Source organism: Kitasatospora sp. NPDC054768, assembly GCF_053612025.1.
This window is the reverse complement of sequence record NZ_JBSHBN010000029.1, coordinates 22,126-45,542: the sequence shown is the minus strand read 5'-3', so window position 1 is coordinate 45,542 and position 23,417 is coordinate 22,126. Positions and strand designations below refer to the sequence as shown.

General features: G+C 68.7%; 33 protein-coding genes. 30 read left to right on the top strand and 3 right to left on the bottom strand.

Annotated features, from left to right (window positions below):
- Positions 1-124: 124 nt before the first annotated feature.
- Positions 125-724: a dTDP-4-dehydrorhamnose 3,5-epimerase gene (gene rfbC, locus ACWGKU_RS11955; protein WP_359897519.1), complete on the bottom strand. Its 600-nt coding sequence runs from the start codon at positions 722-724 to the stop codon at positions 125-127.
- A complete protein-coding gene (rfbA, locus tag ACWGKU_RS11950) occupies positions 721-1,596 on the bottom strand; it encodes a glucose-1-phosphate thymidylyltransferase RfbA (protein WP_452179449.1) in 876 nt (291 codons plus the stop codon). The genes rfbC and rfbA overlap by 4 nt, the downstream gene beginning before the upstream one ends.
- An 81-nt stretch (positions 1,597-1,677) precedes the next feature.
- On the opposite strand from rfbA, the gene rfbB reads away from it, so the two are divergent.
- The 6 genes from rfbB to ACWGKU_RS11920 all read left to right on the top strand — a co-directional run bounded on the left by rfbB (position 1,678) and on the right by ACWGKU_RS11920 (position 6,984).
- Positions 1,678-2,655 (top strand): dTDP-glucose 4,6-dehydratase, encoded by a 978-nt coding sequence (rfbB, locus tag ACWGKU_RS11945; RefSeq protein ID WP_359897517.1) that lies wholly within the window; start codon positions 1,678-1,680, stop codon positions 2,653-2,655.
- Positions 2,652-3,587, top strand: coding sequence for a dTDP-4-dehydrorhamnose reductase (rfbD, locus tag ACWGKU_RS11940; RefSeq protein WP_452179450.1), 936 nt, complete (start codon positions 2,652-2,654; stop codon positions 3,585-3,587). Before rfbB ends, rfbD begins: the two co-directional genes overlap by 4 nt.
- Before the next feature lie 17 nt (positions 3,588-3,604).
- Positions 3,605-4,921, top strand: a complete 1,317-nt coding sequence (locus ACWGKU_RS11935; protein WP_452179451.1) for a lipopolysaccharide biosynthesis protein — start codon at positions 3,605-3,607, stop codon at positions 4,919-4,921.
- Between the two features lie 68 nt (positions 4,922-4,989).
- Positions 4,990-5,679, top strand: coding sequence for a glycosyltransferase family 2 protein (locus ACWGKU_RS11930; protein WP_359897515.1), 690 nt, complete (start codon positions 4,990-4,992; stop codon positions 5,677-5,679).
- Positions 5,676-6,074, top strand: coding sequence for a DUF2304 domain-containing protein (locus tag ACWGKU_RS11925; RefSeq protein WP_401044046.1), 399 nt, complete (start codon positions 5,676-5,678; stop codon positions 6,072-6,074). Before ACWGKU_RS11930 ends, ACWGKU_RS11925 begins: the two co-directional genes overlap by 4 nt.
- Positions 6,075-6,078: 4 nt before the next feature.
- Positions 6,079-6,984, top strand: coding sequence for a glycosyltransferase family 2 protein (locus ACWGKU_RS11920; RefSeq protein ID WP_359897513.1), 906 nt, complete (start codon positions 6,079-6,081; stop codon positions 6,982-6,984).
- Positions 6,985-7,071: 87 nt separating this feature from the next.
- Here the strand turns inward: ACWGKU_RS11920 and ACWGKU_RS11915 are convergent, their stop codons facing one another.
- Positions 7,072-8,688, bottom strand: coding sequence for a hypothetical protein (locus ACWGKU_RS11915; protein WP_452179452.1), 1,617 nt, complete (start codon positions 8,686-8,688; stop codon positions 7,072-7,074).
- 432 nt (positions 8,689-9,120) lie between these two features.
- Here ACWGKU_RS11915 and ACWGKU_RS11910 point away from each other — a divergent pair, with 432 nt between their 5' ends.
- From ACWGKU_RS11910 to ACWGKU_RS11795, 24 genes are all read left to right on the top strand, one after another.
- Positions 9,121-10,932 (top strand): hypothetical protein, encoded by a 1,812-nt coding sequence (locus tag ACWGKU_RS11910; protein ID WP_401044042.1) that lies wholly within the window; start codon positions 9,121-9,123, stop codon positions 10,930-10,932.
- 392 nt (positions 10,933-11,324) lie between these two features.
- The gene (gene rpsJ / locus ACWGKU_RS11905; protein WP_012785157.1) at positions 11,325-11,633 is read left to right on the top strand and encodes a 30S ribosomal protein S10; all 309 of its coding nucleotides are present in this window, start codon (positions 11,325-11,327) and stop codon (positions 11,631-11,633) included.
- Positions 11,634-11,647: 14 nt separating this feature from the next.
- The gene (gene rplC / locus ACWGKU_RS11900; protein WP_189916064.1) at positions 11,648-12,295 is read left to right on the top strand and encodes a 50S ribosomal protein L3; all 648 of its coding nucleotides are present in this window, start codon (positions 11,648-11,650) and stop codon (positions 12,293-12,295) included.
- A 5-nt stretch (positions 12,296-12,300) separates the two neighbouring features.
- Positions 12,301-12,978 (top strand): 50S ribosomal protein L4, encoded by a 678-nt coding sequence (gene rplD / locus ACWGKU_RS11895; protein ID WP_359897509.1) that lies wholly within the window; start codon positions 12,301-12,303, stop codon positions 12,976-12,978.
- Entirely contained in the window at positions 12,978-13,295 is a 318-nt protein-coding gene (gene rplW, locus ACWGKU_RS11890; protein ID WP_030280768.1) for a 50S ribosomal protein L23, read from the top strand. Before rplD ends, rplW begins: the two co-directional genes overlap by 1 nt.
- Positions 13,296-13,338: 43 nt before the next feature.
- Entirely contained in the window at positions 13,339-14,175 is an 837-nt protein-coding gene (gene rplB / locus ACWGKU_RS11885; protein WP_320440637.1) for a 50S ribosomal protein L2, read from the top strand.
- A gap of 11 nt (positions 14,176-14,186) precedes the next feature.
- Positions 14,187-14,468 carry a 30S ribosomal protein S19 gene (gene rpsS, locus ACWGKU_RS11880; protein WP_030055821.1) on the top strand — a complete coding sequence of 94 codons (282 nt, stop codon included), beginning with the start codon at positions 14,187-14,189 and terminating at the stop codon, positions 14,466-14,468.
- Between the two features lie 57 nt (positions 14,469-14,525).
- On the top strand, positions 14,526-14,873 hold the full coding sequence (gene rplV / locus ACWGKU_RS11875; RefSeq protein ID WP_030055822.1) for a 50S ribosomal protein L22: 348 nt from the start codon (positions 14,526-14,528) through the stop codon (positions 14,871-14,873).
- On the top strand, positions 14,873-15,697 hold the full coding sequence (rpsC, locus tag ACWGKU_RS11870; RefSeq protein WP_359820416.1) for a 30S ribosomal protein S3: 825 nt from the start codon (positions 14,873-14,875) through the stop codon (positions 15,695-15,697). The genes rplV and rpsC overlap by 1 nt, the downstream gene beginning before the upstream one ends.
- Positions 15,698-15,702: 5 nt before the next feature.
- A complete protein-coding gene (gene rplP / locus ACWGKU_RS11865; protein WP_030055824.1) occupies positions 15,703-16,122 on the top strand; it encodes a 50S ribosomal protein L16 in 420 nt (139 codons plus the stop codon).
- Positions 16,122-16,346, top strand: a complete 225-nt coding sequence (gene rpmC / locus ACWGKU_RS11860) for a 50S ribosomal protein L29 (protein ID WP_063348970.1) — start codon at positions 16,122-16,124, stop codon at positions 16,344-16,346. The genes rplP and rpmC overlap by 1 nt, the downstream gene beginning before the upstream one ends.
- Entirely contained in the window at positions 16,346-16,618 is a 273-nt protein-coding gene (gene rpsQ / locus ACWGKU_RS11855; RefSeq protein WP_030055826.1) for a 30S ribosomal protein S17, read from the top strand. The genes rpmC and rpsQ overlap by 1 nt, the downstream gene beginning before the upstream one ends.
- 102 nt (positions 16,619-16,720) lie before the next feature.
- Positions 16,721-17,092, top strand: coding sequence for a 50S ribosomal protein L14 (gene rplN, locus ACWGKU_RS11850; RefSeq protein ID WP_030393301.1), 372 nt, complete (start codon positions 16,721-16,723; stop codon positions 17,090-17,092).
- A gap of 15 nt (positions 17,093-17,107) precedes the next feature.
- Complete coding sequence (gene rplX / locus ACWGKU_RS11845; protein ID WP_030055828.1) at positions 17,108-17,419, top strand: 50S ribosomal protein L24; 312 nt, start codon at positions 17,108-17,110, stop codon at positions 17,417-17,419.
- Positions 17,419-17,988, top strand: coding sequence for a 50S ribosomal protein L5 (gene rplE / locus ACWGKU_RS11840; RefSeq protein ID WP_030393302.1), 570 nt, complete (start codon positions 17,419-17,421; stop codon positions 17,986-17,988). The genes rplX and rplE overlap by 1 nt, the downstream gene beginning before the upstream one ends.
- A 4-nt stretch (positions 17,989-17,992) precedes the next feature.
- The gene (locus tag ACWGKU_RS11835; RefSeq protein ID WP_030393303.1) at positions 17,993-18,178 is read left to right on the top strand and encodes a type Z 30S ribosomal protein S14; all 186 of its coding nucleotides are present in this window, start codon (positions 17,993-17,995) and stop codon (positions 18,176-18,178) included.
- 268 nt (positions 18,179-18,446) lie between these two features.
- The gene (gene rpsH / locus ACWGKU_RS11830; RefSeq protein ID WP_033824224.1) at positions 18,447-18,854 is read left to right on the top strand and encodes a 30S ribosomal protein S8; all 408 of its coding nucleotides are present in this window, start codon (positions 18,447-18,449) and stop codon (positions 18,852-18,854) included.
- 22 nt (positions 18,855-18,876) lie between these two features.
- Positions 18,877-19,416, top strand: a complete 540-nt coding sequence (gene rplF, locus ACWGKU_RS11825; protein ID WP_030393304.1) for a 50S ribosomal protein L6 — start codon at positions 18,877-18,879, stop codon at positions 19,414-19,416.
- Positions 19,417-19,419: 3 nt separating this feature from the next.
- Entirely contained in the window at positions 19,420-19,803 is a 384-nt protein-coding gene (gene rplR / locus ACWGKU_RS11820; protein WP_030280785.1) for a 50S ribosomal protein L18, read from the top strand.
- Between the two features lie 48 nt (positions 19,804-19,851).
- Positions 19,852-20,475, top strand: a complete 624-nt coding sequence (gene rpsE, locus ACWGKU_RS11815) for a 30S ribosomal protein S5 (RefSeq protein ID WP_030055834.1) — start codon at positions 19,852-19,854, stop codon at positions 20,473-20,475.
- Positions 20,475-20,657: a 50S ribosomal protein L30 gene (gene rpmD / locus ACWGKU_RS11810; RefSeq protein WP_030055835.1), complete on the top strand. Its 183-nt coding sequence runs from the start codon at positions 20,475-20,477 to the stop codon at positions 20,655-20,657. The genes rpsE and rpmD overlap by 1 nt, the downstream gene beginning before the upstream one ends.
- Positions 20,658-20,659: 2 nt before the next feature.
- On the top strand, positions 20,660-21,112 hold the full coding sequence (gene rplO, locus ACWGKU_RS11805) for a 50S ribosomal protein L15 (protein WP_255752515.1): 453 nt from the start codon (positions 20,660-20,662) through the stop codon (positions 21,110-21,112).
- Between the two features lie 310 nt (positions 21,113-21,422).
- On the top strand, positions 21,423-22,733 hold the full coding sequence (secY, locus tag ACWGKU_RS11800) for a preprotein translocase subunit SecY (RefSeq protein WP_359820423.1): 1,311 nt from the start codon (positions 21,423-21,425) through the stop codon (positions 22,731-22,733).
- Positions 22,733-23,386: an adenylate kinase gene (locus ACWGKU_RS11795; RefSeq protein ID WP_401046066.1), complete on the top strand. Its 654-nt coding sequence runs from the start codon at positions 22,733-22,735 to the stop codon at positions 23,384-23,386. Before secY ends, ACWGKU_RS11795 begins: the two co-directional genes overlap by 1 nt.
- Positions 23,387-23,417: the final 31 nt, after the last annotated feature.

Below are 23,417 nucleotides of genomic sequence, written 5' to 3'. Positions count from 1 at the left end.
GGGGGGGGGGTTGGGGGCGGCCCTGGGGGGGGGCCGGCGGCCCCCCGGGCGCGGGGGGGGGGCCCCCCCCCGGGGGGGGGGCGGGGGCGGGGCCCCCCCCCCCCTCCGTGTGGGCCGGGCTGCGCTACTGCTGCTTCAGCGAGTCCGTGTAGGCCTTGCAGGCCTGGTAGTCCGGCAGCAGGCCGTCGGCGAGCGCCTCCGCGAGGGAGGGCGCCACCGCGTCGCGGGCCGAGAGCTGCGGGGCGTCGGTCGGCCACTCGATGCCGAGATCCGGGTCCAGCGGGTGCACGCCGTGCTCGCCGGTCGGGTTGTACGTCGCCGAGCAGAGGTAGGTCAGCGTGGCGTCGTCGGTGAGGGCGCAGAAGCCGTGGCCGAGGCCCTCCGGGATGTAGACGGCCTTGCGCTCGGTGTCGTCCAGCCGGACGAACTCCCACTTGCCGAAGTTCGGCGAGCCGACCCGCAGGTCGACGATGACGTCCAGCACCGCGCCGCGGGTGCAGGCCACGTACTTGGCCTGGCCGGGCGGGACGTCGGCGAAGTGGATGCCGCGGACGACGTCCTTGGCGGAGAGCGACAGGTTGGCCTGGGCCAGGTTCAGCGGGTGGCCGACGACCTCGGCGAGGCGGTCGAAGCGGTACCACTCGGTGAAGTGGCCGCGGGCGTCGCCGTGCACCTGAGGGGTGATCTCGAAGGCGCCCTCGATGGAGAGCTCACGGAACTTCACTTGGCGGCCGCCTCTTCGAGCAGGCCCACCAGGTACTGGCCGTAGCCGCTCTTCAGCAGCGGCTCGGCGAGCTCGCGCAGCTGGACGTCGTCGATCAGCCCGGCCCGCCAGACGGCCTCCTCGATGCAGCCGATCTTGAAGCCCTGGCGCTCCTCGATGACCCGGACGAACTCCGAGGCCTGGACCATCGACACGAACGTGCCGGTGTCCAGCCAGGCGGTGCCGCGGTCGAGGATCGTCACGTGCAGGTCGCCGGTGCGCAGGTAGGCGTCGTTGACGGCGGTGATCTCCAGCTCGCCGCGGGCGCTCGGCTCCAGCGTGCGGGCGATCTCGACGACCCGGTTGTCGTAGAAGTACAGGCCGGGGACGGCGTAACGGGACTTGGGCTCGGTCGGCTTCTCCTCGATGGAGATGACCTGGCCGGTCCCGTCGAACTCGACCACGCCGTACGCGGTCGGGTCGGCCACGGGGTACGCGAAGACCCGGCCGCCCTTGATGTCGGAGTGCTCGGTGAGCGCGGTGCCCAGGCCGGTGCCGTGGAAGATGTTGTCGCCGAGGATCAGGGCCACCGGCTCGTCGCCGATGAAGTCCGCGCCGAGCACGAAGGCCTGGGCGATGCCCTCGGGCTTCTCCTGGACGGCGTACTGGAGCTTCAGGCCGAACTGGGAACCGTCGCCCAGCAGTCGTTCGAACTGGTCCCGGTCGTTCGGGGTGGTGATGATCAGGATTTCGCTTATCCCGGCCATCACCAGGGTCGAGAGGGGGTAGTAGATCATCGGCTTGTCGAAGACCGGGAGGAGCTGCTTCGACACCGCACGGGTCAGGGGCCACAGCCGCGAGCCGGTGCCGCCGGCCAGGAGGATTCCACGCATGGGTGCACCCTATTCGAGATCGGTGAACGCGGGAGGGGCCGGGTCGGGAGGGCGTTCGGGCGGCGGTAGACTACGCGCATTATGCGCATCCTCGTGACCGGCGGCGCCGGATTCATCGGTTCGGAGTTCGTCCGTCAGCTCCTCGGGGCTGACGAGAATGCCCGGATCACGGTCTTTGACAAGCTCACCTACTCGGGCGTCCTGGAGAACCTCGCTCCGGTGGCCGACCACAAGGGCTACACCTTCGTCCAGGGCGACATCTGCGACGCGGACGCCGTCGACCAGGTCATGCCTGGACACGACGTGGTGGTGCACTTCGCCGCCGAGTCCCACGTGGACCGTTCGATCGCCGGCGCGGGCCCGTTCGTGCTGACCAACGTCGTCGGCACCCAGGTGCTGCTCGACGCGGCCCGCAAGCACGGCGTCGGCCGCTTCGTCCACATCTCCACCGACGAGGTGTACGGCTCGATCAACGAGGGCTCCTGGACCGAGACCTGGCCGCTCGAGCCGAACTCCCCGTACTCGGCCTCCAAGGCCTCCTCCGACCTGCTGGCGCTGGCCTACCACCGCACCCACGGCATGGACGTCGTGGTGACCCGCTGCTCCAACAACTACGGGCACTACCAGTTCCCGGAGAAGGTCATCCCGCTGTTCACCACCAACCTGATCGACGGCAAGAAGGTGCCGCTGTACGGCGACGGTGGCAACGTCCGCGACTGGCTGCACGTCTCGGACCACTGCCGGGGCATCGAGCTGGTCATGCGCGGCGGCCGCGCGGGCGAGGTCTACAACATCGGCGGCGGCACCGAGGCGACCAACAAGGAGCTGACCGGCCTGCTGCTGGAGGCCGCCGGCGCCGGCTGGGACATGGTCGAGCACGTCGCGGACCGCAAGGGCCACGACCTCCGCTACTCCATCGACATCAGCAAGATCCGCGAGGAGCTCGGCTACGAGCCGCAGGTCCGCTTCGAGGACGGCCTCGCCGCGACCATCGCCTGGTACCGCGAGAACCGCGCCTGGTGGGAGCCGCTGAAGCAGAAGGCGGCCCTGGCCAAGTGACCGCGAACGCCGCCGCGCCCGTGCGCTGGCTGGTCACCGGCGCGGCCGGGATGCTCGGGCAGGACCTGCTGTCGGTGCTGGGCGCCGACGGGACCGCCGAGATCACCGCGCTGCGCCGGGCGGACCTCGACATCACCGACGCGGCGGCCGTCCTGGCCGCCGTCGAGGGCCACGACATCGTGGTCAACTGCGCCGCGTGGACGAACGTCGACGGTGCGGAGACCGAGGAGGCAGCCGCCACCGCCGTCAACGGCACCGGCGTGCGCCACCTGGCCGCGGCCTGCGCCAGGACCGGCGCGCGGCTGCTGCACGTCTCCACCGACTACGTCCTGCCGGGCGACGCCACCGAGCCCTGCCCGGAGGACGCCCCGACCGCTCCGGTGAACGCGTACGGCCGCAGCAAGCTGGTGGGGGAGCAGGCGGTCGCCGAACTGCTCCCCGAGCACGGCTACATCGTGCGCACCGCCTGGCTGTACGGCGAGCACGGCCCGAACTTCGTGGCCACCATGCTCAAGCTCGCCGCCCAGCGGGACACCCTGGACGTGGTGGACGACCAGCACGGCCAGCCGACCTGGTCGTACGCGCTGGCCGGCCGCCTGGTCGAGCTCGGCCGGGCCGCGCTCGCCGGGCAGGCCCCGGCCGGGGTCTACCACGGCACCGCGAGCGGCCGCACCACCTGGTGCGGACTGGCCGGCGAGACCTACGCGCTGAGCGGGCTGGACCGGGAGCGGATCCGCCCGACCACGTCGGAGGCCTTCGTCCGCCCGGCCGCCCGCCCCGCCTTCAGCGTGCTGGCCCACGACCGCTGGGCCGCCGCCGGGCTGGCGCCGCTGCCCGAGTGGCGGGCCATGCTGGCCGAGGCGCTGTCCCGGCCCGTCTTCGCCGAACTGGCCGCAACGGCCCGGACCACCGAGAGCGACAGACCTCAGTGAAGAACGCACTGACGAAGGTGGCTGCCGCGCTACCGCCGGGAACCCTGGCGGTGGCCGGCGGCACCGTCGTCCTGGGTGCCGCCAACTACATCCACCTCGGGGTGGCGGGCCACAGCCTGTCCGTCGACGACATGGCGAACGTCTCGCTGCTGTGGACGATCGTGATGTCCGTCGGCATCGGCGTCTTCTTCCCGATCGAGCAGGAGCTCACCCGGATCGTCGCGGCGCGCGCGGCGCTCGGTCACGGTGCCGCGCCGGTCCTGCGCCGGGCGGCCCTGCTCACCGGCGGGATCCTCGGGGCGACCCTGATCGTCCTCGGCGCCGCCTCCGGCCCGATCGCCCGGTCGATGTTCCACGGCGACCGCTCGCTGGTGCTGGCGCTCGGCGGGGCCTTCACCGGCATGGCCGTCTGCTACCTCACCCGTGGCGTCCTGGCCGGCCTCGGCCGCTTCGGCGCGTACGGCACCCAGCTGGGCCTGGACGGCGGCCTGCGGATCGGCCTGGCCTTCGCCTGCGGCGTGGCCGGGGTGCACTCGGCGTTCGCGTTCAGCCTGATCCTGGCCGTCGCGCCGATCCTCGCCACGATCCTCACGCTGCCGCCGCTGCTGCGCGCGGTGAAGCCCGGCGAGCAGGTCGGCTGGTCCGAACTCTGCTCCGGGCTGGGCCTGCTGATCTGCTCGACGCTGCTCTCGCAGGTCGTGGTGAACGCGGCCGTGGTGAGCACCAAGCTGCTCGCGCCCTCGGACTCCGCGCTGATCGCCGCTCTGCTCAACGCGCTGGTGCTGGCCCGGGTGCCGCTGTTCGTCTTCGGTTCGCTCCAGGCCTCGCTGCTGAACGGCCTCTCCGCCGCGATCGCGGTCGGGGACCGGGCGGCCTTCACCGGGATGCTCAAGAAGATCGGCGTCGTGGTGGGCGCGCTCGGCGTGCTCGGCGGGATCCCGGCGGTCGCCCTCGGCCCGTGGCTGATCCAGGTGCTGTTCGGCGCCAAGCCGGTGCTCGGCTGCCTCGACTTCTTCTGGTTGTCCGCCGGAACCGTGGCGTACATGTTCGCGATGGTGCTCGGCCAGGCGTTGATGGTATTCAAGCGGCACAACCTTCAGCTGCTCTGCTGGGCGCTCGGCACCGCGGTCCTCGCCGGGGTGACCTTCCTGCCGGGCGAGGTGTCCACCCGCGTGATCCTTGCGTACACGGCGGGTTCCGTGGCCACCGTCCTCGGTATGCTGGCGGTGCTGAGGCAGAGTTTCGCCCGTTCGGCGACGAATTCCGCCGGCCTCGTCCAGCAGCCGGGGGACCCGAACGCCGCGGTGCTGAGCAGCCGGACGGCCGGTGAATGACCGTGTCCGCCCCTCATCTTCAGATCGCCGCGCAGCAGCGCGGGCCAGACCCCATTCATGGAGCCTCCGTGTCCCAGTACGACGATGTTTGGCTGGTGATCCCGGCCTACAACGAGGGCCAGGTGATCGCCGACGTTGTGGAGGGGGCGCGAAAGACGTTCCCGAACATCGTGGTGGTCGATGACGGCAGCGGCGACGACTCGGCCAAGCACATCATGGAGACGGGCGCGCACCTGGTGCGCCACCCGGTCAACCTCGGTCAGGGTGCCGCCCTCCAGACCGGCCTGGCCTACGCCCTGGCCCAGCCGGGCGCCAAGTACTTCGCCACCTTCGACGCGGACGGTCAGCACCAGACCGCCGACGTCGAGAAGATGGTCGCCCTGCTGCGGGAGGGCGACACGGACGTGGTCCTCGGCTCGCGCTTCATCGAGCAGAACGGGCAGGTGCCGTGGATCAAGCGGGTCGTCCTGCGCACCGCGGCGACCGTCAGCCCGACCGCTCGCAAGCTCAAGCTGACCGACTCCCACAACGGCCTGCGGGTGCTGAACCGCGAGGCCGCCGGCCGGCTGCGGATCACCATGAACGGCATGGCACACGCGTCGGAGATCGTCAGCTTCCTCGCCGGCTCGGACCTCCGGGTCGCCGAGCTCCCGGTGGACATCCTGTACACCGACTACTCACGCGCCAAGGGTCAGTCCCTGATCAACGGCGTCAACATCATCTTCGACATCTCGCTGCGGGAGCGTAGCCGCCGATGAAATTCTTCTGGATCCAGCTGGTTCTCATTCTCGGCTCGGTCACTCTCGCCTTCATGTTCATCCGGCGTTGGGACCGTGCCAACACCCGCGCCTGGAAGCGCATCGCGTTCTCGGTCTTCGTGATCGTGAACATCTACGCGGTGCTGCGCCCCACCGACGTGACCTGGCTGGCCCACCAGCTCGGCGTCGGCCGCGGCACCGACCTGGTGCTGTACGTGATGGTGCTGGGCATGGGCTTCCTGACCCTGAACACCTTCCTGCGCTTCCGCTCTCTGGAGAAGAAGCTCACCGATCTGGCGCGCACCGTGGCGATCAACGAGGGCGCCCGCCTGAACGAGGAGCGCTTCGACCTGGACCTGCCGGTCTCGGCGCCGGTCGACCGCAGCAAGGTCTGAGCCCGTGGCGACCTTCGAGTTCATGCTGCCGTACTACGGCGACGTGGCGCTGATGCAGGCCGCCGTGCGGAGCATCCTCGCGCAGACCGACCCGGACTTCCGGCTGACGGTCATCGACGACGGCAAGGAGCCGGACGTCCCGGGCTGGTTCGCCACGCTCGGCGACGACCGGGTGGGCTACCTGCGCAACGAGCAGAACCTCGGCATCACCAAGAACTTCCAGAAGTGCGTGGAGCTGTCCAAGGCCGACCACGTGGTCATCATGGGCTGCGACGACCTGCTGCACCCGCACTACCTGGAGACCGTCCGGTCGATCCTCAAGGCCAACCCGGACCTGGGCATGGTGCAGCCGGGCGTCGAGGTCATCGACGGCAACGGCGAGGTCAGCCGTTCCGGCCTGGCGGACAACGTCAAGGAGAAGATCTACGCGCCGACCGTCAAGGGCCGGCGGCTGATGGGCGGCGAGGAGCTGGCCGCGAGCGTGCTGCGCGGCAACTGGCTCTACTTCCCGTCGATCTGCTGGCGGGGCGAGGCGCTGCGCGCGGTCAACTTCCGTGACGAGTACTCGGTGATCCAGGACCTGGCCCTGGTCGTCGACCTGCTGGAGCGCGGCGAGCAGATGATGGTGGACAACACCACCGTCGTCTTCCAGTACCGCCGGCACGCCGTCAGCGAGTCCTCGGTGCAGGCCTTCTCCGGCACCCGGTTCACCGAGGCGGAGCGGTACTTCAACGCGGTGGCCGAGCGGATGGACGCCCGCGGCTGGCCGAAGGCCGCCCGTGCGGCCCGGTTCCGCAGCGCCTCCCGGCTGCACGCGCTGACCATGCTGCCGGGCGCGCTGAAGCGCGGCCAGCGGGACGGCGCCAAGGTCCTGGTCCGCCACGCGCTGACCGGCGGAGAGCGGCACTGACCGCTCGTAGGTCCTGATACGGCACTGGGCCGGTAGTCCGAACTCGGACTACCGGCCCAGTGCCGTTCGCGGGCGCCTCGCCACGGGTTACCAGGGCGCGCCCGAGGGACCGAGCGGGTCGGGCTGCCGCGGCGGGTACGGGTTGACCTTCGGGCACGCGAGCTTCCCGGTGTCGGGCACCGGCTCCAGCAGGTTGCTGATGTCCGTCGGCTGGTCGCACCGGCCGTTGGGCGCGTAGCGCGAGCAGTGCCCCTTGGTGTCGGCGGTGCTCTGCGCGATCCAGGCCAGCGCGCCCGGGCCCCAGTGCGGGTCGGGCATGTACTTGCTGGCGGTGGCGGAGCCGGCCATGCCGAAGAGCAGGCCCAGCGAGCAGATGGCGCCGATGGCCACGCCGCGCGGGTTGAGGCGCAGCGGGAGCCGGCGTCCGGTCTCCGCGGCCGTCTCGGCGGTGGGAGCCGCCGGGGCGCCCTGGCGGCGGCGGACGATCAGGTAGCACGCCAGCCCGACGAGGACCAGCAGGCAGTAGAGCAACTGTGCGCTGGTGCGCGGGTAGAGCATGACGGCCTGGTCGCGCTCCATGTGGGAGGCGTACCAGTAGCGCATCAGCAGGGCGCTCGCCGTGCACGCGGCGGCGGTCAGCACGGTGGCCCGGCCGATCCCGAGGGCCAGCGCCACGCCCAGGCCGACCAGCAGGAGGATCGTGAAGAGGCCGACCCCGCCGATCTCGCCGGGGACCGGCCAGGTGCTCTGGCCGTCGGTGCCGGGGAGGTCGTCGCGCCACATCGCGAAGTAGGTGGGCTCGGTGTAGGTGTCGAAGTAGCAGTAGCGGTCGACGGTGCTGCCGGCGGACCCGAGCAGCCGGACCAGGTAGAGGCCGGCGACGACCAGGAAGACCCCGGCGGCGGCGCCGATCGCGCACAGGGCGTTGAGCAGACCGGGGGTACCGCCGCTGCGGCGGGCGCGCAGCAGCAGCACCAGGGTGAGCACCACCACTCCGGCCGCGGACCACACGAACCAGCCGGAGTAGAGGAGGAACAGCAGCCCGATCCCGAGGCCGAGCACGGCGCCGCGGACGGCGGCGGTGCGGCGCGGGAGGTCCGGGGCGCGCTGGAGGAGCTGCATCAGCTTCGCCACCACGGGGAGGAAGGCGACGAGCACGAAGGTGGTGTACGGCTTGTACGGCTGCGCCATCGGCAGGGCGGCGGTGACGCCGATCCCGAGCGCCCAGAGCGGGGGCAGCAGCAGGCGCCAGGACAGGTAGGCGAGCGGGCCCAGCAGCGCGGTGAACGCCAGGTCGGCGAGCTTGAGCGCGTAGCCCACCTGGCCGTGGGTGAGGTGCTCGGCGATGAAGGCGACGATGTGCGGGAACAGCGGCGGGTAGGCGCCGTCGAGGGACTTGCCGTCCATCAGGGCGCCGACCCAGGCCTGGAGGCTGCCGGAGTCGCCGTGCTGGGCGTACAGCGGCCAGTTGGTGTCGCGCAGCGCGAGCGAGATGCCGGCGGCCAGGACGCCCGAGGACAGGCCCGCGACCGCGGCGGCGGCGAACCGCACCGGGAGGTCCGCCCAGCGGCGCATCGCCGGCACCAGGACCAGGACGACGAGGCCGACGAGCAGCAGGAGCCGGAGCTGGAGCGCGGCGAGGCCGCTGACCTGGCCGATCCTCGACATGGGGTTCAGGTGGACGGTCCATGCCAGACCGGTCATGAACAGCGCCGCCGTGGCCGCGGTCAGGATCTCCGCGGCCCAGAGGACAGCGGGGAGGCGAAGAGCGGCTGCCCGTCTCCTCTGGCTGGGCGGTATGCCCTGATGCCTGCCCGAGGCGGGGGCGGGCTGGACGCTCGTCGTCACTGTTCGGTCCTTCTGCTTCCCGCAGCACGTGGACGCGGGGGCGGTGTGTGGTTTCGGTGGCCGGACACCGCGATTCTGCCAGCACCTCGGTCGGGGGATCAGCGCGGGCTGAACCACCGTTCCCGGGCGGGTCGTTGTCGTCCAGGGGCGAGGAGTGCGTTGGCTCCGGCCGATCACCGCGTGGCACACTGCCGATGCGCTTCGACGCGTGGTGGCAGGACCCGTGGCGCACCGTCCGGAACCGGCCATGACGAGATCGTCAACTCATACAAGTAGGGAAGTGTCTCGGTGCAGCCGCTGATCGACTCTGCCCACACGTCCGACGGGCCTCGCCGGGGTGAGGGCGGCGACGGGAGCGCGTCCGGCACCCCGGCCCCGGTCGTGCCGGTCCGGCTGCGGGCGCTCGCCGCCCACCGCTGGTTCTGGCCGGCGGCCCTGCTGCTCGGGTACGGCGCGCAGGTGGCGTTCCGCCTGGTGCTGTCGATCCACAACTACTTCCCGTCGGTGCACGCCGACGAGGACTCGTACCTGGTGATAGCGCGGGTGCTGGCCGGCCGGCCGACCACCGAGATGCCGGTCGGCGTGGTGATCCCGGGCGGTTACCCGCTGCTGATCTCGCCGGCGCTGCGGATCGCCGACAACCCGGCCACCGCGTACCACCTGGTGATGGGCATCAACGCGGTGCTCAACGCGCTGGTGTTCCCGCTGGCCGTGGTGGCGGCGCGCCGGCTGGGCCTGTCCCGGCCGCAGGCGTACCTGGTGGGCACCGCCGTGGCGCTGGTGCCGCCGGTGGTCTTCTACTCCCAGTTCGTCATGTCGGACACCGTGCTGCCGGTGCTCCTGCTGGCCTGGGTGCTCGCGATGCACGGCTGGCTCTCGCCCGGCACGGCGCGCCGCCGCGCGCTGTACGCGGCGGGGATGGGCCTGGCGGCCGGCTACACGATGGCCACCCACGACCGGGGCGGCGTGGTCGTGGCGCTGACGGCGCTGGTGCTGGTCGTGGTGCTGGTCCTCGGCTGGGCGCCGCGGCTCGCCTCGCTGGCCGGCGTCGGCGCGCTCGGGGTGTCGTACCTGGGCGCCAAGCTGCTGGCCGGCTTCGTCGAGAGCCAGTTCAAGGACGTGCCGCCGAGCGACGTCGGCAACAAGGTCTTCGAGAACCTTGAGGACAGCACGTACATCGGCACGATCGTCGCCCGCACGTTCGGGCAGCTGTGGTACTTCATGACCTCCACGTACGGCTTCGGGGCGATCGCCCTCGTGCTGTGCGTGGTGGTGGTGTTCCGGCGCCGGTACTCGGTGGCCGAGCGGGTGGTGGCCTTCACCATGGTGGCCATGCTGTTCGGCACCGCGCTGGCCTCGGCGGCCGGCCTGGCGGACAACGACCGGACCGACAACTGGGTGTACGCCCGGTACTGCGCGGTGCTGGTGCCGCTCTTCCTGGTGGTCGGCCTGACCGCGCTGTTCCGGGCCGGGGTCCGTGCGCTGCTGTGGATGGCGCTGGTCGGCACGGTGGTGATCGGTGTCATCCAGGTGTCGGTCGGCGCGTACGCGGGTGCCGCGCTCAAGCTCTGGGTCAGCCCGTGGACGGTGCCGGACGCGATGTTCCTGGCCTCGACCTGGGACGGCCTGCACATGATCCGGACGAGCTTCGGCGCGCTGGCGGTGCTGGCCGCCTGCCTGCTGCTGCGGGTGGCCGGTGGGCGCCGGGTGGTCGCCGCGGTGGTGGCCTGCCTGACGCTGTTCGCGGCCTACGCGACGATCGCCATCACCGACAACGTCTCCGAGCCGCACGCCAAGTTCCGCAAGTACCAGGCGGTCGGCGTGGCCAAGGAGGCGGGCCTGCGCAAGGGCGACAACGTGGTCCTGGACTGGGACCTCGACTGGGACACCCGGATGGCGATGGCCTACGAGGTCTACTGGGGCCGGGTCTGGACGGACAACGTCAAGGGCGGCAACGCCCCGCCGGAGAAGGCCACCGCGTTCCTGGCGGCCACCGGCAAGGACGCCCCGCCGGAGGCCAGCTGGCCGAATCCGAAGCCCGGCTGGCACGTCGCGACGTACAACAAGGACCGCGGCTGGGTGCTCTGGCGCAAGGACTGACCAGGGCGTTCACCCCATCGGGGCCGGTGAGGAGCGCCTCACCGGCCCCGATTGGCATCCGGGCTGCTCCATGTGGCAGTATGTCCAAGTTGCTCGGTTGAGTGCCGATGCTGCGCGCCTCCCGCCGGGAGGACTGGAAGCGAGTCCCATGTACTCGTCGTTCCCGTGATGGCCGTCAAGCGTGAGTTCTACGCCACGGCAGCTGCGGGGCGAAAGTACGGGAATCTTCCGGGAAGCGTGAGCGGGGCCTCGACCCGGTGCCCCCAACCCCGAAAGTTCTAAACCGACGAAGTGATTCGTTGGTTTTTTGCAAGCGCGAGTGCGACACGCCCGAGCGCGGGGGTCGGAGGGTTGTCGTGCAGTGACTAAGGACAAAGGACTACTGAGTAGCCATGGCGGGACAGAAGATCCGCATCCGGCTCAAGGCCTACGACCACGAGGTCATCGACTCTTCGGCGAAGAAGATCGTCGAGACGGTGATCCGTACTGGTGCGCAGGTCGCGGGCCCGGTGCCGCTGCCCACTGAGAAGAACGTGTACTGCGTCATCCGCTCGCCGCACAAGTACAAGGACTCGCGCGAGCACTTCGAGATGCGTACTCACAAGCGTCTGATCGACATCCTCGACCCCACGCCGAAGACGGTTGACTCGCTCATGCGTCTCGACCTGCCGGCCGGCGTCGACATCGAGATCAAGCTCTGAGAGGCGCACCGAAGATGGCTAAGCAGATTAAGGGCATCCTGGGCGAGAAGCTCGGCATGACCCAGGTCTGGGACGAGAACAACCGGGTCGTCCCGGTGACCGTCGTCAAGGCTGGGCCCAATGTCGTGACCCAGGTCCACACCGCCGACAGCCCGGCCGGCTACGACGCCGTCCAGATCGGCTTCGGCGAGATCGACCCCCGCAAGGTGAACAAGCCCCTCGCGGGTCACTTCGCCAAGGCCGGTGTCACCCCGCGCCGCCACCTGGTCGAGCTGCGTACCTCGGACGCGTCCGAGTACACCCTGGGCCAGGAGATCACCGCCGAGCTGTTCGAGGCGGGTGTCAAGGTCGACGTGACCGGCACCTCCAAGGGCAAGGGCTTCGCCGGTGTCATGAAGCGCCACAACTTCCGGGGCCTCGGCGCCGGTCACGGCGTGCAGCGCAAGCACCGTTCGCCCGGTTCCATCGGTGGCTGCGCCACCCCGGGCCGCGTGTTCAAGGGCCTGAAGATGGCCGGCCGGATGGGTCACGAGCGTGTGACCACCCAGAACCTGACCGTGCACGCGGTTGACGCGGAGAAGGGTCTGCTCCTGATCAAGGGTGCGATCCCGGGCCCGAACGGCGGCCTCGTCCTCGTCCGCACCGCGGCGAAGGGGCTGTGAAGGATATGAGCACCATTGACATCCTGTCGCCCTCGGGTGACAAGACCGGCAGCCTCGAGCTGCCGGCCGAGATCTTCGACGCGAAGGTCAGCGTTCCGCTGATGCACCAGGTCGTCGTGGCGCAGCTCGCTGCGGCCCGTCAGGGCACCCACAAGACCAAGACTCGTGGCGAGGTCCGCGGCGGCGGCAAGAAGCCGTACCGCCAGAAGGGCACCGGCCGCGCCCGTCAGGGCTCGACCCGTGCGCCGCAGTTCGCCGGCGGTGGCGTCGTGCACGGTCCCGTGCCGCGCGACTACTCGCAGCGGACCCCGAAGAAGATGATCGCCGCCGCTCTGCGCGGTGCGCTCACCGACCGGGCCCGCCACAACCGCATCCACGTCGTCACCGACGTGGTCGCGGCCGAGGTGCCGTCGACCAAGGCCGCCAAGGGCCTGTTCGGCAAGATCACCGAGCGCAAGAACGTCCTCCTGGTCGTCGAGCGCGAGGACGAGCTGGGCCTGAAGTCCGCTCGTAACCTGCCGCACGTGCACATCCTGGACGCCGGTCAGCTGAACACCTACGACGTGCTCGTCTCCGACGATGTGGTCTTCACCCAGGCCGCCTTCGAGCGTTTCGTGGCCGGTCCGGCCGCGTCCGCCAAGGCCGTTGCCGCTGAGGGCGAGCTCGAAGGGAGCGCCGCCTGATGAGCGACGTTACGAGCAAGACGTTCACGGACCCCCGTGACGTCCTGGTGAAGCCGGTCATCTCCGAGAAGAGCTACAGCCTTCTCGACGAGAACAAGTACACGTTCATCGTGTCGCCGGGCGCCAACAAGACCCAGATCAAGCAGGCCGTCGAGGCGGTCTTCTCGGTCAAGGTCGAGGCTGTCAACACGATCAACCGTCAGGGCAAGCGCAAGCGCTCCAAGACGGGCTTTGGCAAGCGCAAGGACACCAAGCGCGCCATCGTGACGCTGGCCGAGGGCAACCGCATCGACATCTTCGGTGGTCCGGTCTCCTAACGGAGATCGTGATCGTCGATAAGGACGAGGACGAGAGAGCCAAATGGGCATCCGCAAGTACAAGCCGACTACGCCGGGCCGTCGTGGCTCCAGCGTGGCCGACTTCGTAGAGATCACGCGGTCCACGCCGGAGAAGTCGCTGGTTCGCCCCCTGCACAGCAAGGGCGGCCGTAACAACGCCGGTCGGATCACCGTTCGCCACCAGGGTGGCGGTCACAAGCGCGCCTACCGCGTGATCGACTTCCGTCGTCACGACAAGGACGGCGTGCCGGCCAAGGTCGCGCACATCGAGTACGACCCGAACCGCACCGCGCGCATCGCGCTCCTGCACTACGCGGACGGCGAGAAGCGCTACATCATCGCGCCGCGCGGCATCGCGCAGGGTGACCGGATCGAGAACGGCGCTGGCGCCGACATCAAGCCGGGCAACAACCTGCCGCTGCGCAACATCCCGGTCGGTACCACCATCCACGCGGTGGAGCTGCGTCCCGGTGGCGGTGCCAAGCTGGCCCGCTCCGCCGGCTCCGGCATCCAGCTGCTGGCGCGTGAGGGCAAGATGGCGCACCTGCGCATGCCCTCCGGCGAGATCCGCCTGGTGGACGCGCGCTGCCGCGCGACCGTCGGCGAGGTCGGCAACGCCGAGCAGTCGAACATCAACTGGGGCAAGGCCGGCCGTATGCGCTGGAAGGGCGTTCGCCCGACCGTGCGTGGTGTGGCCATGAACCCGATCGACCACCCGCACGGTGGTGGTGAGGGTAAGACCTCCGGTGGTCGCCACCCGGTCTCGCCGTGGGGCCAGAAGGAGGGTCGTACCCGTCGCCCGAAGAAGGCGTCGGACGCTCTCATCGTGCGCCGCCGCAAGACCAACAAGAAGCGCTAGGAGCAGGTCAGATGCCGCGCAGTCTCAAGAAGGGCCCCTTCATCGACGGCCACCTTCTCAAGAAGGTGGACGCGCAGAACGAGGCGGGTACCCAGAACGTCATCAAGACCTGGTCCCGTCGCTCCGTGATCTTCCCGGCCATGCTCGGCCACACGATCGCGGTTCACGATGGTCGCAAGCACGTCCCGGTGTTCGTCACCGAGTCGATGGTCGGCCACAAGCTGGGCGAGTTCGCTCCGACCCGCACCTTCCGCGGCCACGTCAAGGACGACCGCAAGTCGAAGCGTCGCTAGTCGCCTGAGCTTCACCGCCAGAACGACTCAATGACTTACTCCATTAAGGGGACAACCATGGAAGCCAGGGCCCAGGCGCGGTACATCCGCGTCACGCCCATGAAGGCCCGCCGCGTGGTGGACCTCATCCGTGGCCTGCCGGCCACGGAGGCCCAGGCCGTCCTGCGTTTCGCTCCGCAGGCCGCCACCGTGCCGGTCGGCAAGGTGCTCGACAGCGCCATTGCCAACGCCGCGCACAACTACAACCACTCCAACGTGGACGACCTCGTCATCAGCGAGGCGTACGTTGACGAGGGTCCGACCCTGAAGCGGTTCCGCCCGCGTGCCCAGGGCCGCGCCTACCGGATCCGCAAGCGGACCAGCCACATCACCGTGGTCGTCAGCAGCAAGGAAGGGACCCGGTAATGGGCCAGAAGGTTAACCCGCACGGGTTCCGCCTCGGCATCAGCACGGACTTCAAGTCCCGCTGGTACGCCGACAAGCTGTACAAGGACTACGTCAAGGAAGACGTTGCCATTCGTCGCATGATGACGAAGGGCATGGAGCGCGCCGGCATCTCGAAGGTTGAGATCGAGCGCACCCGCGACCGCGTCCGCGTCGACATCCACACCGCCCGCCCCGGCATCGTCATCGGTCGCCGTGGCACCGAGGCCGACCGCATCCGCGGCGACCTCGAGAAGCTGACCGGCAAGCAGGTCCAGCTGAACATCCTCGAGGTCAAGAACCCCGAGCTGGACGCCCAGCTCGTGGCTCAGGGCGTCGCGGAGCAGCTGTCCTCGCGCGTCTCCTTCCGCCGTGCCATGCGCAAGTCGATGCAGGGCACCATGAAGTCCGGCGCCAAGGGCATCAAGGTCCAGTGCTCCGGTCGTCTCGGCGGCGCCGAGATGAGCCGTTCGGAGTTCTACCGCGAGGGTCGCGTGCCGCTGCACACCCTGCGTGCGAACGTCGACTACGGCTTCTTCGAGGCCAAGACCACCTTCGGCCGCATCGGCGTGAAGGTCTGGATCTACAAGGGCGACGTCAAGAACATCGCCGAGGTCCGCGCTGAGAACGCCGCTGCCCGCTCGGGCAACCGCCCGGCCCGTCCCGAGGGTGGTCGTCCCGCCCGCGGTGGCGACCGCCGTGGTGGCGAGCGCGGTGGCCGTGGCCGTCGCCCCGCCGCTGCCGAGGCCCCCGCGGCCGCGGCCGCCGAGGCTCCGGCTGCCGAGAACACCGGAACGGAGGCCTGACCCCAATGCTGATCCCCCGTCGGGTCAAGCACCGCAAGCAGCACCACCCCAAGCGCCGTGGCGCTGCCAAGGGTGGCACCGAGCTCGCGTTCGGCGAGTACGGCATCCAGGCAGTCACCCCGGCCTACGTGACGAACCGGCAGATCGAGTCCGCTCGTATCGCCGTCACCCGTCACATCAAGCGTGGCGGCAAGGTCTGGATCAACATCTACCCGGACCGTCCGCTCACCAAGAAGCCGGCCGAGACCCGCATGGGTTCCGGTAAGGGTTCGCCCGAGTGGTGGATCGCGAACGTGCACCCGGGTCGGGTCATGTTCGAGCTGTCGTACCCCAACGAGAAGGTGGCTCGTGAGGCGCTGACCCGCGCAGCTCACAAGCTCCCGATGAAGTGCCGGATCATCCGGCGCGAGGCAGGTGAGAGCTGATGTCGGCCGGCACCAAGGCTGCTGACCTCCGCGAGCTGGACAACGAGGGTCTCGTTGCCAAGCTCCGTGAGGCCAAGGAGGAGCTGTTCAACCTCCGCTTCCAGGCGGCGACCGGGCAGCTCGACAACCACGGACGGCTGAAGCTCGTCCGCAAGGACATCGCGCGGATCTACACCCTGATGCGCGAGCGCGAGCTGGGCATCGAGACGGTGGAGAACGCCTGATGACTGAGAACACCAACGAGACGCGCGGTTTCCGCAAGACCCGTGAGGGTCTCGTCGTCAGCGACAAGATGGACAAGACCGTCGTCGTCGCCGTCGAGGACCGCGTCAAGCACGCTCTGTACGGCAAGGTCATCCGCCGTACGAACAAGCTGAAGGCGCACGACGAGGCGAACGCCTGCGGCATCGGCGACCGGGTCCTCCTCGCGGAGACCCGCCCGCTGTCCGCGACGAAGCGCTGGCGCGTCGTCGAGATCCTCGAGAAGGCCAAGTAACGAAGCCGATGTGGTACGGCCGTATGTGCAGCGGGTCCCTGCGGGACGCCGGTGTGAGCAGCGGCCGGCCCGTCAGCTCTCGTTGACGATCAGGAGAAAGCTGTGATCCAGCAGGAGTCGCGACTGCGTGTCGCCGACAACACGGGCGCGAAGGAAATCCTTTGCATCCGCGTTCTCGGTGGCTCCGGTCGTCGCTACGCCGGTATCGGGGACGTCATCGTCGCGACCGTCAAGGACGCGATCCCCGGCGGTTCGGTGAAGAAGGGTGACGTCGTCAAGTGCGTCGTCGTCCGTACCGTGAAGTCGCGTCGTCGTCCGGATGGCTCGTACATCCGCTTCGACGAGAACGCCGCGGTTGTTCTGAAGAACACCGATGGTGACCCCCGTGGCACCCGCATCTTCGGCCCGGTGGGCCGCGAGCTGCGTGACAAGAAGTTCATGAAGATCATCTCGCTTGCGCCGGAGGTGCTCTAACTCATGGCGAACAGCATGAAGATCAAGAAGGGTGACCTGGTTCAGGTCATCACCGGCAAGGACCGCGGCAAGCAGGGCAAGGTCATCCAGGCCATGCCCGCCGAGAACAAGGTCCTGGTCGAGGGTGTGAACCGGGTCAAGAAGCACACCAAGCCGGGCCCGGGCACTCAGGGTGGCATTGTCACCGTCGAGGCCCCGGTGCACGTCTCCAACGTCCAGCTGGTCGTGGAGAAGGACGGCAAGAAGGTCGTCACCCGCGTTGGCTACCGCTTCGATGACGAGGGCAACAAGATCCGCGTTGCCAAGCGAACCGGTGAGGACATCTGATGTCTGAGACGACTGTTGAGAAGGTGACCCCCCGTCTCAAGGAGCGTTACAACTCCGAGATCAAGGGTCAGCTGCAGGAGCAGTTCTCGTACGAGAACGTCATGCTGACGCCCGGCCTGGTCAAGGTCGTCGTCAACATGGGTGTCGGCGAGGCCGCCCGTGACAGCAAGCTGATCGAGGGCGCGATCCGCGACCTGACCGCGATCACCGGTCAGAAGCCGGCCGTGACCAAGGCTCGCAAGTCCATCGCGCAGTTCAAGCTGCGCGAGGGCCAGCCGATCGGCACGCACGTCACCCTCCGCGGTGACCGCATGTGGGAGTTCCTGGACCGTCTGGTTTCGCTGGCCCTGCCGCGAATCCGTGACTTCCGCGGCCTCTCCCCGAAGCAGTTCGACGGCCGTGGCAACTACACCTTCGGTCTGACCGAGCAGGTTATGTTCCACGAGATCGACCAGGACAAGGTCGACCGTCAGCGCGGTATGGACATCACCGTCGTGACCACCGCTCAGACCGACGACGAGGGCCGGGCGCTCCTGCGCGCTCTGGGCTTCCCGTTCAAGGAGGCGTGAGCCAATGGCGAAGAAGTCCCTCATCGCGAAGGCCGAGCGGAAGCCGAAGTTCGGCGTCCGGGCCTACACCCGGTGCCAGCGCTGCGGCCGTCCGCACTCGGTGTACCGCAAGTTCGGCCTGTGCCGTGTCTGCCTCCGTGAGATGGCGCACCGCGGCGAGCTGCCGGGCGTGACCAAGAGCTCCTGGTAATCAGGGCGCTTTAGGCACACAGCGAAGCAGAGGTGCCCGATCCCACACCGGCCCGTTTTGGGCCTGCCGTACGGATTCCCGTAAGGTAGTGGGGTCGGGCCCCCTGCCACGGCTTCCCCATGGACGTCCGTGGCCCTCTCAAGGGAGGGCTCGCACCCAGTCTTACGACGTCGCAGGTCCCCTGCGCTTGTGCCCCTGACGAACTCGGAAGAGTGCGTAAGGGGGACCTGGCGCGGAGAAACCGCGGCGAGAGAGGCCTGAGGCCATCATGACCATGACCGACCCCATCGCAGACATGCTCACGCGTCTGCGTAACGCGAACTCGGCGTACCACGACACCGTGGCGATGCCGGCCAGCAAGATCAAGGCGCACGTCGCCGAGATCCTGCAGCAGGAGGGGTACATCTCCTCCTACAAGGTTGAGGAGCCCGTCGAGGGCGAGGTCGGCAAGAAGCTGACCATCGAGCTCAAGTTCGGCCCCAACCGTGAGCGCTCCATTGCCGGCATCAAGCGCATCAGCAAGCCGGGTCTGCGTGTTTACGCAAAGTCCACCAACCTGCCGAAGGTTCTCGGCGGCCTGGGCGTGGCGATCATCTCCACGTCCTCCGGCCTCCTGACCGACAAGCAGGCCGCCAAGAAGGGCGTAGGCGGAGAAGTTCTCGCCTACGTCTGGTAATTCGGGAAACGGAGGTACAGCAATGTCGCGCATTGGACGGCTGCCCATCCAGGTCCCCGCTGGCGTGGACGTCACCATCGATGGCCAGACGGTCTCGGTGAAGGGCCCGAAGGGCTCCCTCACCCACGTCGTCGCCGCGCCGATCGAGATCGGCAAGGGCGAGGACGGCATTCTGGCTGTCACCCGCCCCAACGACGAGCGTCAGTCGAAGGCCCTGCACGGCCTGACCCGCACGCTGGTGGCGAACATGATCACCGGCGTGACCGCGGGCTACCGCAAGTCGCTGGAGATCAGCGGTGTCGGCTACCGAGTTCTGGCGAAGGGCTCCGACATGGAGTTCCAGCTGGGCTACAGCCACCCGATCCTCGTCGAGGCGCCCGAGGGCATCTCCTTCGTCGTCGAGTCGGCCACCAAGTTCCACGTGGACGGCATCGACAAGCAGAAGGTCGGCGAGGTCGCCGCGAAGATCCGCAAGCTGCGCAAGCCGGACCCGTACAAGGCCAAGGGTGTCAAGTACGCGGGCGAGGTCATCCGCCGCAAGGTCGGAAAGAGTGGTAAGTAAGCGATGAGTGTCTCTGTCAAGATCGGCAAGGGCAACGCCTACAAGAGCGCCGCTCGCAAGCGCCGCGCGATCCGCGTTCGCAAGCGCGTCGTCGGCACCGAGGTGCGTCCGCGCCTCGTCGTGACGCGCTCGAACCGTCACATGGTCGCCCAGGTCATCGACGACGCCAAGGGTCACACCCTGGCGTCGGCGTCCACCCTCGACGTGTCCATCAAGGGCGCCGAGGGCGACAAGACCGAGCTGGCCAAGAAGGTCGGGAGCCTGGTCGCCGAGCGCGCCAAGGCCGCCGGCATCGAGTCGGTCGTCTTCGACCGCGCGGGCAACCGGTACGCCGGCCGCATCGCCGCCCTGGCGGACGCGGCCCGCGAGGCCGGGCTCGACTTCTAAGCCGCTCGTCGACTCTGTCGACGGACGTAAACGAGAGAGGTAATTCCAATGGCTGGACCCCAGCGCCGCGGTAGCGGCGCCGGCGGTGGCACCGGCGGTGGCGAGCGGCGCGACCGTAAGCGTGACGACCGGGGCAACGCCCCCGCCGTCGAGAAGACCGCTTACGTCGAGCGCGTCGTCGCGATCAACCGTGTCGCCAAGGTTGTCAAGGGTGGTCGTCGCTTCAGCTTCACCGCGCTGGTCGTGGTGGGCGACGGTGACGGCACCGTGGGTGTCGGTTACGGCAAGGCGAAGGAGGTTCCGGCCGCCATCGCCAAGGGTGTTGAGGAGGCCAAGAAGAACTTCTTCAAGGTCCCCCGTATCCAGGGCACCATCCCGCACCCGATCCAGGGTGAGAAGGCCGCCGGCGTCGTGCTGCTGAAGCCCGCCGCCCCCGGTACCGGTGTTATCGCCGGTGGTCCGGTGCGCGCCGTCCTGGAGTGCGCCGGCATCCACGACATCCTGTCGAAGTCGCTCGGCTCGGACAACGCGATCAACATCGTGCACGCCACCGTGGCCGCTCTGAAGGGCCTCGTGCGCCCCGAGGAGATCGCCGCCCGTCGTGGTCTGCCGCTGGAGGACGTGGCCCCCGCCGCTCTGCTGCGGGCGCGTGCTGCTGGGGTGAGCGCCTGATGGCTCGCCTGAAGATCACGCAGACCAAGTCGTACATCGGCAGCAAGCAGAACCACCGTGACACCCTGCGTTCGCTTGGTCTCAAGCGCATGCACGACGTGGTGGTCAAGGAGGACCGTCCCGAGATTCGCGGGATGGCCCACACGGTCCGTCACCTGGTGACGGTTGAGGAGGTGGACTGATCATGGGCGACAACCCGATCAAGATCCACAACCTGCGTCCCGCCCCGGGTGCCAAGACCGACAAGATCCGCGTGGGTCGTGGTGAGGGCTCCAAGGGTAAGACCGCTGGTCGTGGTACCAAGGGCACGAAGGCCCGCTACCAGGTTCCGCAGCGCTTCGAGGGTGGCCAGATGCCGCTCCACATGCGCCTGCCGAAGCTGAAGGGTTTCAAGAACCCGTTCAAGATCACCTTCCAGGTCGTCAACCTCGACAAGCTGGCCGAGCTCTACCCGCAGGGTGGAGAGGTCACGGTCGAGGACCTGGTCGCCAAGGGCGCGGTTCGCAAGAACTCCCTCGTCAAGGTGCTCGGCACCGGCGAGATCTCGGTTGCCCTGCAGGTGACGGTCGACGCCGTCTCCGGCTCGGCCGCCGAGAAGATCACCGCCGCCGGCGGTACGGTCACCGAGCTCGTCTGAGCCCGCTGACAACCGGCTTCGAGCCCCGCACCTCCTCCGGGAGGTGCGGGGCTCGCGCCGTTCCCGGGGATATCCGGCCGGACGGCGCTCGTTCTTTTGTGTGGCAAACCCGGGCATCCCGTACCCCATGAGTGGGGGAGGGGTGGTACGCGCTTCTTCCGAGTGGCTGCGCACTGTTAGAGTCCGTGGAGTTCCCTTGTAGGCTGCGCGTAGGCTCGCCTGTGCCGTCTGTACGGGAGCCCGAACCGCCAAACTCCCCATTCAGGACCGACCCTCCCGCCGACGACGCGCGGGAGGCGCAGGAGGCACCGTGCTCAGTGCGTTCGCGCGGGCGTTCCAGACGCCCGACCTGCGCAAGAAGCTGCTGTTCACGCTGGGCATCATGGTGCTGTTCCGCCTGGGCTCGCACATCCCGATCCCGGGCGTGAGCTTCACGGCCGTGAACGAGTGCGTGAAGGAGACCAAGAACAGCGGCCTCTTCGGACTCGTCAACCTGTTCAGCGGTGGCGCGCTCCTCCAGCTGACGATCTTCGCCCTCGGCATCATGCCGTACATCACGGCGAGCATCATCCTCCAGCTCCTCACCGTCGTGATCCCGCGACTGGAGATGCTGAAGAAGGAGGGACAGGCCGGCCAGGCCAAGATCACCCAGTACACCCGCTACCTGACCATCGCGCTCGCCGTGCTCCAGGGCACCGGCATCGTGGCGACGGCCTCCAGCGGTGCGCTGTTCTCCGGCTGCCCGCTGGCCAACCAGATCGTCCCGGACACCGGCGTGTTCCGGATCGCCGTCATGGTGCTCACCATGACCGCCGGCACGACGGTCATCATGTGGCTCGGCGAGCTGATCACCGACCGCGGCATCGGCAACGGCATGTCGCTGCTGATCTTCACCTCGATCGCGGCCCAGTTCCCGTCCTCGATGTGGGCGATCAAGCAGTCCGGCACCATCGGCGGCGGCTGGGTCGAGTTCCTCTCCGTGGTCGCGGTCGGCGTCATCGTCGTGATGCTGGTCATCTTCGTCGAGCAGGCCCAGCGCCGGATCCCGGTCCAGTACGCGAAGCGGATGATCGGGCGCCGCGCGTTCGGCGGGACCTCGACCTACATCCCGCTCAAGGTGAACCAGGCCGGTGTCATCCCGGTCATCTTCGCCTCGTCGCTGCTGTACATCCCCGCCCTGGTGGTCCAGCTGACCAACAGCCAGGCAGGCTGGGCCACGTGGATCCGGACGAACTTCGTCAAGGGTGACCACCCGATCTACATGGCCACCTACTTCCTGCTGATCGTCTTCTTCGCGTTCTTCTACGTCGCCATCTCCTTCAACCCCGAAGAAGTTGCCGACAACATGAAGAAGTATGGTGGGTTCATCCCGGGTATCCGGGCCGGCCGACCGACGGCCGAGTACCTGAACTACGTGCTGACCCGTATCACGTGGCCGGGTTCGCTCTACCTGGGCCTGATCGCGTTGATCCCGATGATCGCCCTGGTCGCCTTCGGACAGCAGACCAACTTCCCGTTCGGCGGCACCAGCGTGCTCATCGTCGTCGGCGTCGGACTCGAAACTGTGAAGCAGATCGAGAGCCAGCTCCAGCAGCGCAATTACGAAGGGTTCCTCCGCTGATGCGTATCGTCCTCGTTGGTCCTCCCGGGGCCGGGAAGGGTACTCAGGCGCACCTGCTCGCCAAGACCCTGTCCATCCCGCACATCTCCACCGGCGACCTGTTCCGTGCCAACATCGGCCAGGGCACCCCGCTGGGGCTCGAGGCCAAGGGCTACATGGACGCCGGCCGCCTGGTGCCGGACGAGGTCACCATCGGGATGGCCAAGGACCGCATGCTCCAGGCGGACGCCGAGAACGGCTTCCTGCTCGACGGCTTCCCCCGCAACCTGGGCCAGGCCGAGGCTCTCGACGAGTTTCTCGCCGAGAAGGGCATCAAGCTGGACGGCGTCCTGGACCTGGAGGTCCCCGAGGACGAGGTCGTCAAGCGGATCGCGGGCCGTCGCCTGTGCCGCAAGAACGGCAGCCACGTGTTCCACGTCGCGTACAACCCCCCGAAGGAGGAGGGTGTCTGCGACGAGTGCGGTGGCGAGCTCTACCAGCGCTCGGACGACACCGAGGCAGCGGTGCGCACCCGCCTGGAGGTCTACCACACGGAGACCGAGCCGATCATCGGCTACTACAAGGAGCAGGGGCTGCTGGTGACCATCCCGGCCCTCGGCAAGGTGGACGAGGTCACCACCCGCGCCATCGAGGCGCTGAAGCAGGACAGCTGAGTCTCTCGGCGAACGTACGACGGTACGGCCG